Annotated in this window: 9 protein-coding genes; 5 read left to right on the forward strand and 4 right to left on the reverse strand. The window is 72.4% G+C overall.

Going from position 1 to position 16814, the window contains the following annotated elements; all coding sequences use genetic code 11:
* Window positions 1–239 precede the first annotated feature (239 nt).
* The gene (locus tag ACGFYU_RS06780) at window positions 240–1919 is read left to right on the forward strand and encodes a carbohydrate binding domain-containing protein (protein ID WP_393826183.1); all 1680 of its coding nucleotides are present in this window, start codon (window positions 240–242) and stop codon (window positions 1917–1919) included.
* Between the two features lie 283 nt (window positions 1920–2202).
* Here ACGFYU_RS06780 and ACGFYU_RS06785 read toward each other — a convergent pair whose 3' ends face one another.
* Entirely contained in the window at window positions 2203–5238 is a 3036-nt protein-coding gene (locus tag ACGFYU_RS06785; protein WP_393826184.1) for a carbohydrate binding domain-containing protein, read from the reverse strand.
* A gap of 397 nt (window positions 5239–5635) precedes the next feature.
* Between ACGFYU_RS06785 and ACGFYU_RS06790 the strand changes: the two genes are divergently transcribed.
* The 4 genes from ACGFYU_RS06790 (at window position 5636) to ACGFYU_RS06805 (ending at window position 11510) form a co-directional block, all read left to right on the forward strand.
* Window positions 5636–6922 (forward strand): hypothetical protein, encoded by a 1287-nt coding sequence (locus tag ACGFYU_RS06790; protein WP_393826185.1) that lies wholly within the window; start codon window positions 5636–5638, stop codon window positions 6920–6922.
* 96 nt (window positions 6923–7018) lie between these two features.
* Window positions 7019–7990, forward strand: coding sequence for a hypothetical protein (locus ACGFYU_RS06795; RefSeq protein WP_393826186.1), 972 nt, complete (start codon window positions 7019–7021; stop codon window positions 7988–7990).
* Between the two features lie 2 nt (window positions 7991–7992).
* Window positions 7993–9102 (forward strand): ATP-binding protein, encoded by a 1110-nt coding sequence (locus tag ACGFYU_RS06800; protein WP_393826409.1) that lies wholly within the window; start codon window positions 7993–7995, stop codon window positions 9100–9102.
* Between the two features lie 71 nt (window positions 9103–9173).
* Window positions 9174–11510 (forward strand): hypothetical protein, encoded by a 2337-nt coding sequence (locus tag ACGFYU_RS06805; protein ID WP_393826187.1) that lies wholly within the window; start codon window positions 9174–9176, stop codon window positions 11508–11510.
* On the opposite strand, the gene ACGFYU_RS06810 is transcribed toward ACGFYU_RS06805, so the two are convergent.
* The 3 genes from ACGFYU_RS06810 to fxsA all read right to left on the reverse strand — a co-directional run bounded on the left by ACGFYU_RS06810 (window position 11485) and on the right by fxsA (window position 16654).
* A complete protein-coding gene (locus ACGFYU_RS06810; RefSeq protein ID WP_393826188.1) occupies window positions 11485–12498 on the reverse strand; it encodes a hypothetical protein in 1014 nt (337 codons plus the stop codon). The genes ACGFYU_RS06805 and ACGFYU_RS06810 overlap by 26 nt on opposite strands.
* A gap of 105 nt (window positions 12499–12603) precedes the next feature.
* Window positions 12604–16293 (reverse strand): FxSxx-COOH system tetratricopeptide repeat protein, encoded by a 3690-nt coding sequence (gene fxsT, locus ACGFYU_RS06815; RefSeq protein ID WP_393826189.1) that lies wholly within the window; start codon window positions 16291–16293, stop codon window positions 12604–12606.
* Between the two features lie 154 nt (window positions 16294–16447).
* The gene (gene fxsA, locus ACGFYU_RS06820) at window positions 16448–16654 is read right to left on the reverse strand and encodes an FxSxx-COOH cyclophane-containing RiPP peptide (RefSeq protein ID WP_393826190.1); all 207 of its coding nucleotides are present in this window, start codon (window positions 16652–16654) and stop codon (window positions 16448–16450) included.
* Window positions 16655–16814 lie beyond the last annotated feature (160 nt).

Consider the following 16814-nt stretch of genomic DNA (forward strand, 5'->3'; position numbering starts at 1 on the left):
GTGGTGACGCAGCGCAGCGTGGGGCGCCCCCCGAGGGGGGGTTGAAACGCGCGCTCATCGCGTGGGATTCCGCCACGCCGGCCGGATTGGTCCAGACCTATTGACGGCGGGTGATCCGGAGCAATAGGTTCCCGGCCAAAGAGCGGTCACGGCATCAACTGCCCCACACCCTCGCGGCATTCGGTATGCGGCAGAGTCCCCGTCCGCGCTGCCTTCCTCTCCCCCACGGAGGTACTCCCTTGCGTACCCGCACCCATACCCGTACGCGCCTGGCCTGCGGGCTCGGCGCCGCCGTCCTCGGCGCAGCGGCCGTGCTGACCTCCCCCGGCTCGGCGTTCGGAGCCAACCTCCTCACCAACGGCGACTTCGAGACCGGCACGCTGAACGGCTGGTCCTGTACGGGAGGCCTGGGCTCGGTCGTGGGCTCGCCCGTGCACGGCGGCGGCAAGGCGCTGGCCGGCGCGGCCAGTTCGAGCGACAACGCCAAGTGCACCCAGACGGTCTCGGTGCAGCCCAACACCACCTACACGCTGTCGAGTTGGGTACGCGGCAACTACGTGTACCTCGGCGTCACGGGCGGCGCCTCCACCTGGACCCCGGCCGCCGCCGGCTATTCCAAGCTCACCCTCTCCTTCACCACCGGCGCCTCCCAGACCAGCGCCGAGATCTACCTCAACGGCTGGTACGGGCAGGGCACGTACTACGCCGACGACATCAGCCTGGACGGCCCCGGGGGCGGCACCGACACCACCGCCCCGACCACTCCCGGCGGCCTCACCTCCACCGGCAAGAGCTCCTCCAGCGTCTCGCTCTCCTGGGCGGCCTCCACCGACAACGTCGGCGTCACCGGCTACGACGTCTACCGGGGCGGCACGAAGGTGGCCACGTCCACCACGACCGGCGCGACGGTCACCGGGCTCACCGCCAACACCTCGTACACCTTCACCGTCCGCGCCCGCGACCTGGCGGGGAACACCTCGGCCGCCTCCGACTCCCTCACCGTCACCACCGACGGCACGACCACTCCCCCGACCGGCTTCAAGCAGGCCGCCCCCTACCTCTACCTCGGCTGGGGCAACCCGCCGAGCGCGACGACGGTGATGAACGCGACCGGTGCGAAGTGGTTCACCATGGCGTTCATCCTCTCCTCCGGCGGGTGCAACCCGGCCTGGGACGGGCAGCGCGCCCTCACCGGGGGCGTCGACCAGAGCACCATCAACGCGATCCGGGCGGCGGGCGGGGACATCGTTCCGTCCATCGGCGGCTGGCAGGGCAACAAGCTCGGCCCGAACTGCTCCACCCCCGAGGCCCTGGCAGGCGCCTACCAGAAGGTCATCGACGCCTACGGCCTCAAGGCCGTCGACGTCGACATCGAGAACACGGACGAGTTCGAGAACGCCGTCGTCCAGGACCGGATCCTGGGCGCGCTCAAGATCGTCAAGCAGAACAACCCCGGCCTGAGGACGATCCTCACCTTCGGCACCGGCACCACGGGCCCGACCTCGTGGGGCAACCGCCTGATCGAGCGGGCGAGGGCGCTGAACGCCGGCATCGATGTCTTCACCATCATGCCGTTCGACTTCGGCAACGCGTCCACCGACATGTACGCGAGCACCGTCAGTGCCACCGAGGGCCTCAAGACCAAGCTCAAGTCCACCTTCGGGTGGGACGACGCCACCGCCTACGCCCACATCGGCATCTCCGGGATGAACGGCATCAGCGACACCCAGGAGACCACCACCATCCAGAACTGGACCGACATCCGCGACTGGGCCAACTCCCACCACATCGCCCGCCTGGCCTTCTGGTCCGTCAACCGCGACCGCGGCTGCCCGGGCGGCGGCCTGCAGGAGTCCTGCTCCGGCATCGCGCAGAGCGACTGGCAGTTCACCTCCCTCACGGCCGGCTTCACCGGCTGAACGACGCGCGCCGCGGCCCCGCTCGGGGCCGCGCGACTCCTCCGTGATCAAGCCTCTACTCTTGACCCCTCCAAGCGGTCGATCGACGAGTGGTTCTGGAACGGAGCGTGCGGTGCCAGCGGGTGAAGCGAACGACGGCGAGCTGATCGGCAAGATGCTCGGGGGGCGCTACCGGGTGACCGCGATGGTCGGCCGCGGCGGCATGGGAGTCGTCGCCCGAGCGGTCGACGAACTGCTGGGCCGCGAGGTCGCCGTCAAGATCCTGCGCGCCTACACCGACGCCTCAGCACCCGAACTGGCCGACCTGCGGACCCGGATGCAGCGGGAGGCGCAGGCCGCCGCCCGCATCCGGCACAGCGGCGTGGTCACCTGGAAGCCTGACGCCACGGCGGCCAAACCCACCCCGGCGTCGACCGGTTGCACCGGCTGGAGCCACCGGGACCCGGCTGGGAACGCTCAGGGTTCCGTTGCCCACGGTCTTCACGTCACCGGTTACGGCGTCCCGGTACGTGCCGTTGGGGATGCCGGTGTACGTCGCCCCGTTGGTCACCGCGACCAGCGCGAAGCTGTCGACGCCGCTCCCGGGGTCGGTGTAGCGGCGCTTGAAGGCCATGTCCCCGGAGATGCCCTCGGTGGAGTACTGACCGATCTGGAGCGCGGGGACGGCGCGGCGGATCTGGCCCAGTCGCTGGACGTGCCGGACCAGGGGCTGCGCCAGGGTGGTGGCGACCGCCCCGGACGCGCTGGAGACCGTGCCGAAGTCGGAGGCGGTGACGCTGCCTTCGAGGCCTGCTCCGTAGTAGGCGCGGCCGGTGGTGGCGAGCGGGCAGGTCGGTCCGCAGTCGATCTGCTTCCCGGCCTGGAACTCGGTCTCCGAGCCGTAGTACAGCGTCGGGATGCCGCGGAAGGTCCACATCAGCGACATGTTCTCGGCCCAGGCGTCGGTGCCGCCCGCGTAGCGGGTGCTCGACTTGTTCGGGCCGTAGTCGTGGCTGTCGACGTAGACGACGTTGTAGGTGGCGTCGTTGGTGGAGTCGTCGGAATCGCGGCCGTTGTTGAAGGCGTTGGAGGCATCACCGAAATTCATGTGCATGCGCATGTCGATGATGTTCATCCCCGAGAACCGGGTGTGGTCCGGGGCGTGGTAGCTGTTCCCGTGCAGGAAGGCGTTGTCGGAGGTCGGCTGGCCGCCGGTGCCGAGCTGCTCCTCGTAGGTGTACTGCTCCAAGGCGGCCGCGGCGTCGTCCGCGCTGTACTCCTTGCGCTCCTTCCAGGTGTAGAACTGCGCGGAGTGGTTGACCGAGCCTCGGTTCCACTTGTCGTTGACGAAGGCCGCGACCTCGCCGAAGACGAAGAAGTCCCGGGCCTTGTCCGCACCGAACCTCGCCGTCACCTCTTGCTGGATGGCGGGCAGGAAGCGGCGGTTCCACGTGCTGCGCGGAATGTGCACGGCGGTGTCGACGCGGAAGCCGTCGACACCCATGTCGATGTACTTGTCGTACGCGCCTATGAGGTAGTTCTGCACGGGAGCCGACTCGGTGTTGAAGTCGGCCAGGTCCTCGTGCAGCCAGCAGGAGCGCGAGTCCTCGCCCTCCCAGTTGCCGATCCAGCACTGGTGGTAGTACGCCTTCGGGAACATGCCGGAGGTGGGGCTCGGCCACTGGCAGTTGTAGACGGTGTAGCCCTCGGCGCTCTTCCCGCCGGTCGGTACGCCCCAGTTGACGCAGGTGTTTCCGCTGGGAGCGGTCGTGGACCAGAGGTCGCCGTTGTAGTACGACCTGCCGGAGACCGGGTCGACGGTCAGGCCGTCGTACTCGAAGCCGTCCTGCTTCCGGTCGTAGTACCAGCTCCACTGGGCGTCGCGGACCCCGTAGACCGTGGGTGTGAACAGGCCCTTGGCGCCCCAGCGCGAGCTGTGGTTGTAGACGACGTCCTGGTAGATCTTCATGCCCTTGGCGTGGGCCGCGTTGATCAGGTCCTGGTAGGAGGCGCCGGCGGACTCCAGGCGCGGGTCGACCTTGTAGAAGTCGTAACCGTGGTAGCCGTGGTAGTCGTAGTCGGACCGGTTCAGGACCACCGGGGTGATCCACAGGGCGGAGAAGCCGAGGGCCTTGACGTAGTCGAGCTTCTCGACGAGGCCCTTGAAGTCGCCCCGGAACATGGGGTCGTGGTTGGCGGCGTTGCCGGATTTCACGTCCTGGCCGCCGCCCCGGTTGTTGTCGCTGTCGCCGTCGTAGAAGCGGGCGGTGAGGACGAAGTAGATGGGGTCCTTGCGCGGATCTCCGCCCAGCGGCCGGCCGCTCTCGACGACGGGCCTGTCGCCGGTGGTGGCCGTGACGGTGGTGCTCGCCGCGGAGACGTTCCCGGCGGCGTCGCGGGCGCGGACGACGTAGGTGTAGGCCGTACGGGCGTCCAGCCCGGTGTCGGTGCGGACGGTGGAGGCGGTGTCGGCGACGACGGTGCCCTGGCTGCCGCCGGTGCGGGTGACCTGGTAGCCGGTGACGGCGGTGTCGTCCGTGGCGGCGTTCCAGGACAGCACGACGGAGGTGTCGGTGACGCTCGCCGTGACCCCGGTGGGCGCGGTCGGCGCCCGGGTGTCGGGGACGGCGGCGGCGCAGGGGTCGGCGGCCGAGGCGGTGACCGCCTTGTTCCGGATGGTGGTCAGGCCGCTCTTCAGCGGGTAGTTGGAGCCGTTGTTGTTGTCCCAGGTGCCGTTGCCGTTGTTGAAGGTGGCCTGCCAGGCGGTGGCGGTCCCCAGGTCGACGGTCTTCTTCACCCAGTCCGTACAGGCCGGCTCCATCCCGACCCCCGGCACGGTCGTCCAGGGGCCGCCGGCGGGGGCGTAGTGCAGGTTGTAGGCGGACCAGCCGACGGTGCCGGTGTAGTAGTACACGGTCGCGGAGTTGCCGGGGCCGCCGGTGTCCGCGCACGGGTCGCTGTGGGTGACGACCCCGTCCTTGACGGCGATATTCCCGGTTCCGAGGGCGTAATTGGCGCCGCCGTTGTTGTCCCAGGTGCCCGTGCCGTTGTTGAAGGTGGCCTGGAGTCCGGCCGCGGAGCCCAGGTCCACGGTCTTCTTCACCCAGTCGGTGCAGGCCCGTTCCATCGCCACGCCCGGCACGGTCGTCCACGGGCCGCCGGTGGGGGCGTAGTGCAGGTTGTACGTCGTCCAGGCCTTGGTCTTCGTGTAGTAGAAGACCGTCGCGGTGTCCGCGACCGCGGCCGCCGGTTCCATGCGTGCGTCGCCGGGCTTCGGAAGCACCGGGATCAGGGCGAGCAGCACGGACACCGCCGCGATGCGTGGGGGTGTGCGTCTCATGCGCGGCTCCAAGTGGGGGGAGGCTGCCGCCACACGGGGATGGGGCGGCACGCATGCAAGAACTGCCAGGAATTTCCTGCAAGTTCTTGCATCGCGGAAGCTACCGGTGCGTGACAGCGGCGTAAAGACCTGCGACACGGACGGCGAATCAGCCAACCGGCCGGCGCGCGTTCGACGGCGTCCACGGACGGGCACCCTCAGAGCAGGGCCGCGCGGGGCGGTTCCGGCGCGCGCCGCTCCAGGCCACACCCATATGGAGTAAGGGTCAACTCCCGTACGAGAGGCTGGAGTCCGGCTTTCGATACGGTACTCGCGACCCCTACGATTCTCCTGCCCCATGGAGCGGAAGGCCCCGGGGGCGGAATTCGTGCGCCAGGAGGGGGGAGAAGCAGTGGCGATGTCCAAGCGCGTGCTGCCCTGGCGACTGCCGGAATCCGTGCCCGGCATCGTGGCCGGCGGAGTGGGCACCCTGATCATCGGCGTGGTCGTCGGCCTCGCGGCCGATCCCTCGGCGCTGGTCGGCACCAGAGGTTACGTCTTCGGCGCGGGCCTGCTGCTCGCGATCGGCCTGTTCGGGAGCACGTACGGGATCGACCTCAAGGCGCTGCGCGAGGACCTGCCCGGTGTCCTGGCGGCCGTGACGCTCGGCGTCGTCCTCAAAGCCTCGCTGATCGCGGGCGTGATGGTGGTGGCGTTCGGGCGGCCCGAGTACGTGGTGCTCGGCATCGCGGTGGCCCAGATCGACCCCCTGTCCGTCGCCGCGCTCGGCAGAGGCGGACGCATGTCCCCGCGCGCCCGGTCCCTGCTGTCCGCCTGGGCGTCGTTCGACGACCCGATGACGGTACTGCTGACGCTGTACGTCGCCGGCTACGCCTATACGGCGGCGGGGCACGAGGGCGCGCCGGCGGCCGCGGGGGGCGGCGCGGGCGGCTACGCGACCGGTCTCGCGATGAACGCGGCGCTGCTGGGGGGCGTGTCGCTGCTGTGGTGGGCCGGCCGGAGGGCCGCGCCGCGGCTGCCCTCCTCTCCGTCGGGACGGCGTGCCGGGGTGGCGCTGGCGGGTCTGCTGGTCGTGGCGATGCTGGTGCTCGCCGCGGCGAACATGCTCATGCTCGCGGTGGCGGTCGCCGGTCTCCTCCTGCGCACGGCGGCGTTCGACAAGGCGCTCGACCGGGCCGTCGGCTGCGCCTTCCTGGCCGCGTTCCTCGCGCTCGGCCTGTTCCTGGCGCAGGGGGTGGACCTGTTGCCGGGGTTCGTCCTGGGCGTGGCGGCGTTCGGCGCGCAGGCCGTGGTGGCGCTGGGGGTCATGCCGCTCTTCGTGCGCGGCCTGGACCGGCGGGACCGGATCGCCCTCGGACTCGGCCAGCAGAACGGCATCACGGCCGTCCTCATCGCCCTCACCCTGGAACGCGACTTCCCCGGCACGGTCGCGACCGTCGGGCCCGCCGTGATCACCGTCAACCTGCTGCACGGCACCGCGCAGGTGCTGCGGGCACATCCGCCGCGCCCCTGGTGGGGGCGGGGCGGCGGGGAGGAACGCGAAACCGGCGAGGAACTCGACCCCGGCGAGGAGCGTCCTCTCCCTCACGAGGAGAAATCTCCGCAGGAGCCGTTGAGGTTGGGGGTGTTGGCGGGGGACGGGCCGGCGTCGGAGCCGTTGCCGAACGGGCATTCCCCGGCGTGACACGCGGATCGGGCGTGTGCCGGGGACCAGGGACCGGCACACGGGGAGTCAGACGAGGAGCCGCACAGGGCGGTGAGCCGGACGGGGAGAGTGCGCATGAGGCAGGGGTGGGGGCACGGTCCACTGGCATCGCCGCGCGGCGGCCACCCGCGGCGCGGCGCGCCCGGCCGCCCGCCGGGCCGACCGGGGCGCGCCGTAGCCGCACGGTACGGGCCGGGCAGGGCCGCAGCGGCGGTACTCGTCCTGCTGGCCGCCGCGGCCGCCGTCGGCACGCCCGCGTACGCCGGGACCGCGCCCGGCGGTCCGAAGGAGCGTGACGCGCAGCTCGTGTACTGCCTCGACGCCGCGCACCGCGCGGACCTGGTCACCGCCGCGACCCGCCTCGGCTTCCTCCGGCCGGGCCCTACATTCGACGGGACCGTCCGGCCCGTCGTGTCCGACGTCGGCAGCATGACGCCGGAGCTGTGGGCGGAGCGCCGCAAGAAGGACTTCGGACGGGCCTGTTCCGCACTGATGGCCGCCGCGTCCGACTCCCCGGGCGCCGCGGCCGAGGCGAAACCGGAGGAGGGCTGGTTCCAGACGTTCCTCAAGTCCCTGCCCCTGCTGGCGGCCGGCGCGCTGCTGACCCTGGGCGGCCAGTTCTCCGAGCGCGTGTCGTCCGAACGGCGCCAGCTCAGCCGTCAGTTGGTGAGCCACGAGGCGCTCTACCGGACCGCGGTGCGCGAGTACCTGGCGGCCTACGAGAGCGACCCCCGGGCGGACCACGCCGCGGTGGCCACCGCCCGCGAGGCGCTGCGGGGCGTCCTCACCCAGGTGTCCGGGCCCGCCTCCCGGCGTGCGGCGGCCCGGCGGCTCGCCGAAGAACTTCCCCTGATCCGTCCGCTGCCGGCCGCCCAGGGCGGCGGAGTCCTCGGCACGGAGGATCGCACCCGGCTCGGCCAGGAGGTGTGGCAGTCGGTGGAGACACAACCGCGCGCCGTGATGGAGATCAACCGGCGTGCGCCGTACTGGAGATGGCGTGCGCTGCGCGAGCGCTCGGCCGGCGCCGCACCGGAGGTGACCGCGTGATCATGCCGATCCACCGCAACCCGTACGCCGTGCACGTACCGGTCACCAAACGGGGCCTCCCGAAGCCCCCGCCGCGGGACGACCACCCCCTGATCGCGTGGGAGGACGAGAACCACGTGCACCAGTGGGTCGACGTGGACCACGCGGAGGAGCAGCTGCAGCGCTTCGACGAGGCCCTGAGCAGGTTTGCCGACGTCATCAACCCCGGTGTGGACCAGGGCAGTCTGGTGGTCGTGACCGGCCCCCGGGGCATGGGCAAGACCACCCTCATACACCACTGCATCTACCTGGCGCAGCAGCGCATCGCACAGATGTGCCGTGACGCCGAGGCGGCCGGGAACCCGCTCCCGATCGCGCAGCACATCGTGGCGATGACCGCCGGTTACGGCAACAACGGCCGCCCCATCAGCAGGGACGAGAACGGCGAGATTGCGTCCGCCGCGGTGATCAACGCCAACATCCGGGAGAAGGTCATCGCCGCGCTGCGCGCGCATTTCCCGGCCCTGGAGCTCGACCCCTCGATCTCCGAGGAGCGGCCGTTCAAGGCGTTCAGCAGGATCAGCACCGTGCTGGCCGAGCACGACTCGCTGCTGTTCGTGGTCGTTCCGCACATCGACTGGACCGACCAGGGCGGTCTGCGGACCCAGTTCCTCGACACCTGTCTGACCGCCGCGCAGAGCCGGATCGTCCTCTTCGTCGAGATCTCCCACGAGACGGTCGCGACGGCGGGCGAGGTGATCGAGGCGCTGCTGCCCAACGACGCCGTCACCCATCTCATGCTCGGCGGGCTCAAGCCGGGGGACACCGCGAAGTTCAGCCAGGGTGCCCGCGCGGCGCATCCCGACCCGGACGACCTGCCCCCGAGCGTCTGGCAGCCCGCCGACGTACGGGAGTTGCGGCAGGCCTGCCACGCGGTGGCCGCCGGCCAGATACGCGACGGCCGACCTGTCCGCGTCACCACCCACGAACTGGACCGGCACGCGGCCGGCCGCAGCCCGCTGGACATCCCGGGGCTTCGGCGCGAGGCCCTGCGCGCACACCCCGAACCCGGTCCCGCCCCGGGCGATCCACCCCGTCCGCCCCGTCAGGCCGGCCCCGCTCCCGACTCCTGATCCCGTTCCCGCACTGAGCCCCCGTCCCCCGCTCGGATCGACCGCAATCGGAAAACACGAGGAGTGCCGCCGTGGCCCCAGACAGTGGAGACATCTGGCACAACAATCCCTTCCCCCTGATCCCCGTCGCGCGCCTCGGCCCCGCGGCCGACCTCGGGGACGCACCGGTCGAAGCGGCGGACTCGGGCAACGCGACCATCGGGACGCCGATCCTCGACGAGCTCTCGCACCTGGTCGTCGACTATCTCGCCGAACGGCCGGCCGGCGGCCGCAGGGGACGGGCGATCGCCCTGGTGGGCCGGTTCGGTCTGGGCAAGAGCCACGCCCTGCGCGAGGTGTACGCCACGCTCGCCGGGCAGCCGGACGGCCCGGCGATGTGGATCGCCGACGAGCCGGCCCAGGACATGGGGCGGATGTACCGGGACCGCCTGCGCGGCCCCGGCGACACCCCGGAGGGGCGGCGCGCGTTCGAGGAACTGGTCCGGGACTACTACGCGTACGTGACCGCGAACCGCGTCGACGCGCAGGGCAGCGATCCCCGTCTCGGGCCGCTCGACGAGGTCTCGGCAGGACTGCGGGACCGCACCCTCGACCCGGGCAAGGTGGTCTCGGCACTGCGCTACGACCCCACCATCATCCACACCCATCTGCTCGGCACGCTCGGCGAGGTCACCGAGCACCGCCGGTTCGCGATCGCCCTCGCCCTCCTCCAGGAGCCGCCGTTCACCCGGATGGTCTGGGAATGGCTCAGGGGCGGCGAGCCGGCCGAGCCGCTGCGCGAGCGGGGCATCACCGAGGCCATCGGCCCTTCGGCAGGACCCGGCGGACCGGAACAGGCGACGGCCGGCATCCACCGGGTCTTCGACGCGCTGGCCGTGCAGGGCTTCCTCCACGGCCGGGTGGGCCGCCCGTACGCACTGCTCATGGACTCCCTGGAGAAGGTGCTCGACTGGCCGGACGAGATCCGGCGCGCCTTCGTGGACGCCTTCGAACGGCTCGTCGACATCTACACGAGCCGGGGCGGTCTGCTGGTGTTCTGCGTCTCGCCTCGGGGGCTGCGCGAGCTGCGGCCGAGCGTGCACGAGCGGGTGGTCCAGTTGTGGCCGTCCGGTCTCGACGAACAGGACACCGGACGGCTGGTGGCGGCCTACGTCGCGGCGGGCGGCGGCTCCGGCACGACGGCCGACCGGCCCGCGGGACCGTTCGGCCCGGAGGCGCTGCGCCTGCTGTACGAGCTGACCGAGGGGGTGCCCCGCGAGGTCCTCAAGACCTGCCGCCAGGCCTGGCAGCTCAGCGAGGAGGGCGAGCGCCGGGCGGTGCGGGAGGTGACCGCCGCGAAGGTGCTGTCGGCGGTGCGCGAACTGCACGAGAGGGTCTCCCGCCTTCAGGTCGCGCGGGACGTGCACGCCGCCCTGGACCTCGGGCAGTGGCGCATCGCGACGCACGACCCGGTCCCCGCGCGCCGCTCGTCCCCTCCGGACACCCCGGAGGAGGTGCTGTACTGGCTCTCCCCCGCGCCGGACGCCTACCTCGCGGTGATCCTCACCGACTCCGTCCTCGTCGCCGGCGACGTGGAGCGGGTGGTCGCCCACGTGCACGGTCTGCGCAACGCGGTGCGTCCGGCGCGGTTCGAGGCCCTCCTCGTCGTCAGGGGCTACGTCTCGAACCCCATGCAGGACCGGCTCGGGCGCGCGATCGGCTCACGGCCCCTGGTCTACCGGCAGGACGACTTCGCGCAGAGCGTGGACACGGCACTGCTGCAACTCGACAGGCGGCTGACGGACGTACGCCAGGAACAGAGCCTGGTCCGGCTGGGCGAGCGCGTGAGGCGCGGCCTGGAGGAGCAGTCCGCCCAACTGGCCGAACTGCGCCGCGAGGTGGCCTCGTGGGGCGTGCGGCCCCGCTCGGGGGCCGTGGCGCCGTACGAGGAGACGGTGGCGCAGCCGGTGGGCGCACGGCCCCCCGCTGCGCCCGCGCCGGATCCGGCGGCCGCCGACCTGCCGGCACCGGTACGGAGCCACTTCCAGGAGGCCCTCACCGTCCTGGACGTCATCACCCGGAACACGATCGAACGCCGCCTGGCCAAGGGGACCTCGGAGCAACCGGCCGCCGGGACACCGGCGGAACTCGGCGCCCTCGGCTGCGCCACCCTCGTACGGGCGCTGACGGAGAACTTCCGGGGATCCGTCTCCGCCTGGCTCCGCACCGCCGTGTCGGGGGCGACGGTCGAGGACCGGCTGGGCGAACTGCGGCGGATCTGCCGGGAGTACGAGTACGCGGTCGAGGTCTTACCCGTGCACCTGCTGGGCAGCGCGGGCCCCCCGCACCCCCGTACGGCGGCCCGGACGGTCGAGGCCCTCGCGGAGGAGGTGTGGGGCACGCTCAGCGTGACGGCTGCCGCGTCGTGATCTCGCCCAGCGCACGGGCGAGTTGGTTCAGCCTGGTGTCAGCGTTCCCGACCTGCGGCTGGTCGAGCGTGACACCGACGACGAACTCGCTGGGCGAGGTCCAGGTGACGTACACGGCCCCCTCCTGCACGTCGAGCACCAGCCGGTCGACGGGCGGGCCGCCGGGCTCCGGCGGGGCGACCAGGTGCAGGGCGTCGGTGAGACGGCTCAGGTGCCCGCTCAGCCGCTGGGAGAGGTCGCGGTAGGCGCTGCGCCGGCTGCGCACACTGACGTTCAGGAAGCGCGGGCCGAGTTCGGAGGCGTCGAAGACGTCGCCGACGCACACGAGGGTCCAGTCCCGGTAGTAGGCGGCGTACTGGAGGTCGGTGGTGTTCAGGTGGCCCTGCAGGAGATGACGCAGCCGCTCCTCGTCGACGGATCCCGGCTGGGCGGCCGTTCCGAAGTCGACGCGCGGGCACACCTGTTCGGTGGAGTGACCGGGCGCGGCCGCCGGGCTGCCACCGGGCAGCTCGTCCGGCAGCAGGTGCACCTCGGTACGGAGCCGGGTGACGAGGGTGTTCATCGCGGTGTCCATGGCCTCGACGCTCGCGGCCTCCTCGGTGAGCCCCGCGAGGAACTCGCCGGGCTTGACCCGCCCGCCCCAGAGCCCGCCGCCCGCGTTGGCGACGACGGTGCGCATCAGGTCTCCGGTTCCCAGGGGGCGCAGGATCCCGCCCAGGTCCTGGGTGCACAGCAGCAGCCGGCTGCCGGGCAGCGACTCGTCCTGCAGTTCGTCGCCGGCTTCGGCCACCATGCTGCTGAGGGGGCCCCGCTCGGTGCGGCAGACCACGAAGTCGAGGATGCCGTTGCTGTAGTGCGAGAGCGAACGGATCCCGGATCCCTTCGAGGCGACCGCCTCCTGACACAACTCCGTTATCCGGCCGTGCCGTTGCGCGGTCCAGTGGGATTCCTTCAGGATCTCGGTGCGCTGCTGCGCGGGGGCTGTCACGTGCGCTCGCCTTTCGCTCGACGACTGCCTGACGGATGCCTGGCGGATGCCTGACGACTGTCGGGGCGACAGCCTGAACGACCTCGTACCCCTCCGTACGGCTTCTTACAGCTCCGGCAGCTCCAGGTCGATGTCGAAGCCCGAAGCCGGGACCGGGCGGGCGCTCTCGGATCCGGTGAGCCACGCGTGGTGCGCCCGCACCCGGCGGCCGTCCGGTCGGTGGGCGACTCCCAGGTCGCGCAGCCGGGCCAGGGCGCCGTCGGCGAGGGCGACCGCCTCCTCGCCGCGGCCGGCCGCGCCGAGGGTGGCGGCGAGGGAGTTCTCCGCGGCGGCGATCCACGGATGGGCCAGGCCGAGTTTGTGGGTGAGCCGGTCGAGAGCGACACGGCCCGTCGACTCGGCTTGCTCCAGGTCGCCCGTGGCCCGCAGGTACACGCCGTGACGGACGTCGCTCAGCGCCGTGCAGGGGTGGCCCACGCCGAACCGGGCCGCGAGCGCCTCCCCGCACGCGCGCGCCTGCTGTTCGGCATCCTCCGCCTTGCCAAGGGCGTGCAGGTCGGCGGCAAGGCTGAACCGGCAGCGCAGGGTGTCGTAGCGGTCGGCCCCGAAGCGGCGGACGAACTTCTCCAGAGCGCGCTGGTCCCGCTCGTAGGCCATCTCGAAGCCGTAGCGGGGGTCCTTGGCGGCGGGGAACCCGTCGGCGAGCCGGCGCTCGCTGACCGCGAGCCCCACCTCCGTCACCAGACGTGCCTGGTCCCAGGTGTCGCCGTGCCTGCGCAGGCGCTGCCGCAGCAGGTCCTGGGACTCTCCGTCGCGCCCCGTCGCCCGGTACAGGTAGGCGAGGAGATCGGCCGAGAGCCAGGCGTCCGGGTCGTCCTTGCCACCGACGGCCTGCCGGTGGCGGAAGTGCTCCTGCATCCGTCCGAGGGCCGCGGCGATCCGCCCGGTGAGCGCCTCCGTGAGGGCGAGGTTGTGCTCGACCTGGACCGTGGCGGGGTGCTGCGGGCCGAGCAGCAGGGTGAGGCCCTCCACGGTCGGCCTGGACTGCATCAGGGCGTCGTCGAACCGGCCGAGTGTGCGCAGGGTCGCGGCGTACGAGTCGGCCGAGAGGAGCGTACGGGGGTGCATGAGGCCGAGGAGCCTGCGGTGCCCGCGCAGGGCTTCCTGGGACATCTCCCGGGACTTGCCGTACGAGCCGCGCAGGCGGTGGGCGCGGGCGATGAAGTTGAGCAGGCGCAGGTACTCGGGTGTGTGCTCGTCGCCCTCCTGCCACCAGCAGGCGCGGGCCCGGTCGGCGATGTCGAGGAGGCGGGCGAGGTCGACGGCCTCGCCGCGGGAGGCGAGCGCCTGGAGGTGGCGCAGCAGTGAGCGGCGCACCCGGGGCCGGGTGTCCTCCCACAGGCGCAGCGAGTACACCTCGCGCGCCCAGTCGGGGGGCAGGTTCTCGTCCCGCCGTCCGTACTCCGCGAGCACACCGCGCAGCACCGACTCGACGTGGGCCCGCTCGGCGGGGTCCATGGCGTCGCGAATCACGTCGCGCAGCGCGTGGTGCTGTGCGAGGGGCTGTTCCCTGTTGTCGAAGTCGACGTCGAGCAGGCCGACCTGCGCCAGCGCCCACAGGGCGACGCTCACCATGTGCTCGTCGGGCAGCTGCACCTCGTCGGGGTGCCGGTGGAGGAGGGTGCCGGCCGGGGGCCGGCCCGGTCCGGCCAGGTCGTCGCGGGCCAGCTCGGACAGGATGCGGCGGGAGCGGAGGAGATCGAGTCCCATGCCGCGGCCCGTGAGGAGGGAGGCGGCGCTCAGGAGCCAGCCCAGGGCGTCGCGTTCGGCACTCTCGCCCCGCCAGGCGGCGGCGCCGGGGGTGCCTTCCGCGACCCGGCGGGCGACCCGCACCACGACGGCCACCGGCGATACGGCAGCGGTCTCGGCGAGGAGTTCGGTCTTGGCGGTGCGGTAGGCGGCGCAGAAGTCCGCGACGGCCGCACGGACCGAGGCTTCCTGGGTCATGTGGTCGTCGCGGCGGTGGGCGGCGGCCCGCTCGGCGAGGCAGCGGGCGGCCACCTGGAGCGCGAGGGGGACGAAGTCCACGACGCTGCCGACCTGTTGGACCTGCTCGGCGGTGAGCTCGGCGACGCGTTCGCCCAGCAGGGCGTGGGATTCGGCGGCCGTCAGGGGGCTCATGGGGAAGGCCGTCAGGTGCGGCGGGCGGTCGTCCCGCCGCCGCTCGACCGGCCGGCTCCTGCTGGTGATCAGCAGGTGGCCCCGCTCGTGCGGTACGGGGAGCAGGCCCCGCAGTTCGGCGGGGTCCGTCACGCCGTCGTAGACGATCAGCCAGCTGAGCGAGTCCGTGCCGGGGCGCGAAAGGCGGGTGAGGAGGCGGGAGACGCCGTCGTCCTCGGCCACCGCGCCGCGCCGGTCCTCCGGCGCGCCGAGGAGGGCGGCCAGTCGGGCGAGTCCCCGGCGGACGCGGTCCGGATCCCAGGAACGCACCCACCAGACCACGTCGTAACCGGGGCCGTAGCGGTGGCACAGCTCCCGGGCGGTCTCGCTCTTGCCCCAGCCGCTGGGACCGTGCAGCACCAGGCCCGCGCCCTCGTGGCCGGCCTGCCACAGCTCCTCCTCCAGGGTGGTGAGCAGGTCGTCGCGGTCGGCGAAACTCCCGTTGCGCGCGGCGACGTTGGTGGCTGCGGGCAGGCGCGGGAAGCGGGCGCCCGCGGCGCCCTCGCCGGGCCGGGCGGGGCCGAGGCCGAGGCCCGCGTACAGCACGCGCAGCGCCTCGCCCTCGGAGGCCTCGCGCAGGTCGATCCGCTCGTGGTGCGCCGCCTCGGCGTTGGGGAAGGGTTCGTCGACGAGCACGATCCGTACGTCGGTGTGGTTGAGCGCGCCGATCTGGGCGAGGAGGGTGTCGTCCGCGTCGCCCGGGGCGAGGAAGAGCAGGGCCCGGCCGGGCTCGGGGCTCTCGCCCGTGTAGATGTCCCCCCGGCGCAGCTCGGTCCGAACGCCCTGCTCGCCGAGCCGCTCCCGCAGCCAGGCGGCCCAGGTGGCGTGCCGCGGGAAGTGGACGACGGTGGCGTCGGTGAACCGTGCCGTGCGGCGCGCCAGCAGCCAGTCGGCGAGCCGCTCGTAGGACGGGCGCAGTCCGGTGACGGTCCCGGCGTCCTCGGTCTCGACGGCGAGGCTGCGGCTGTCCCGGTACAGGGGGTTGTACGGGATCTCCAGGAAGGGGAACCCGCTCTCCCCCCGGGCCCGGGCGAGGGGCGAGAACTTGCGGCGCACGCGTTCGCGGCCCTCGCGCAGCCGGTCCCGGACCGCGGGGTCGCTCTTGAGGCCGAGGGTGAGCAGCCGTACGGGCCGGCCGGCGCGGCGGCGGCCGGAGAGGTCCTCGGCGAGGGCGGCGGCGCCGTCGACGGACCAGGCGGTCAGCGCGAAGCAGACCACCAGCGCGTCGGCGAGGTCCACCAGCAGGCCCGGCTCCACCGCGCCGGGAGCGTCCGGCACGGGCGCCTCGATCAGGATGTGGTCGTAGCGGGCCGCGACGGGGTCGTCGCCGAGCGCGGTGAACTCCTCCGGGGTGGTGCGCGCGACGGTGGCGACCTGCCCGGGCTCGGGCTCCGGCACGGGCCCGGTGGCACCGCCCCGGGCGCCGGGACGGCCGTCCACGAGCAGCACGCTGCGGTTGCCCTCGGCGAGGACGTCCGCCGTGTTGCGCAGGGTCGTGCTCAGCCCGAGGTTCTCCGAGGTCGCGAGGAAGACGGTGCACGAACCCGGGCGTTCCTGGAGGTTGGAGTCTGGCATGACCTCTCCGCTCGGCGAGGTGGCAGCAACTGAACGTGGACATAACAGACATGCGGGGGTGTCAGTATAGGGCTCGGCGCCCGATCTCCCGGAGAGGTCCGCGCCGCGTCCGCCGTGTCCGGCGGACGCCGCCGACCGGACGGGGAGAGCCCTGTCACTGGCTCTCCCGGTGCCCGGTGACGAACGGGTCGCCGGCCGCGCAGCTGTCGTGTATCCGGCGCAGCAGGGCACCGAGCACGGAGTCGGGAAGGGCCGCCACGTCCTCGAGGTCCAGCCCGGCCAGGTCCACGACGACGGACTCCGCGTCGGCCGTGTCCGCTTCGGCGAGCACGCCCGGCGCACCCTCCTCGGCAACTGTCATGCGGTCCAATGGGGTCCACCCTCCGGCGCGTCCGGGGAAACCGGTGTCCGCCCAGGGTAGCGCCGCGGCATGCCCCCGCGGCAGTCGAAGGCGCCCCCAAGTGCCCCAACTGCGCTTCTTGTACGCCCTCTTGGCTCATTCGTGATGTTGACGGTCCGCG

The organism is Streptomyces sp. NPDC048337 (genome assembly GCF_043201175.1).
GTDB lineage: Bacteria > Actinomycetota > Actinomycetes > Streptomycetales > Streptomycetaceae > Streptomyces.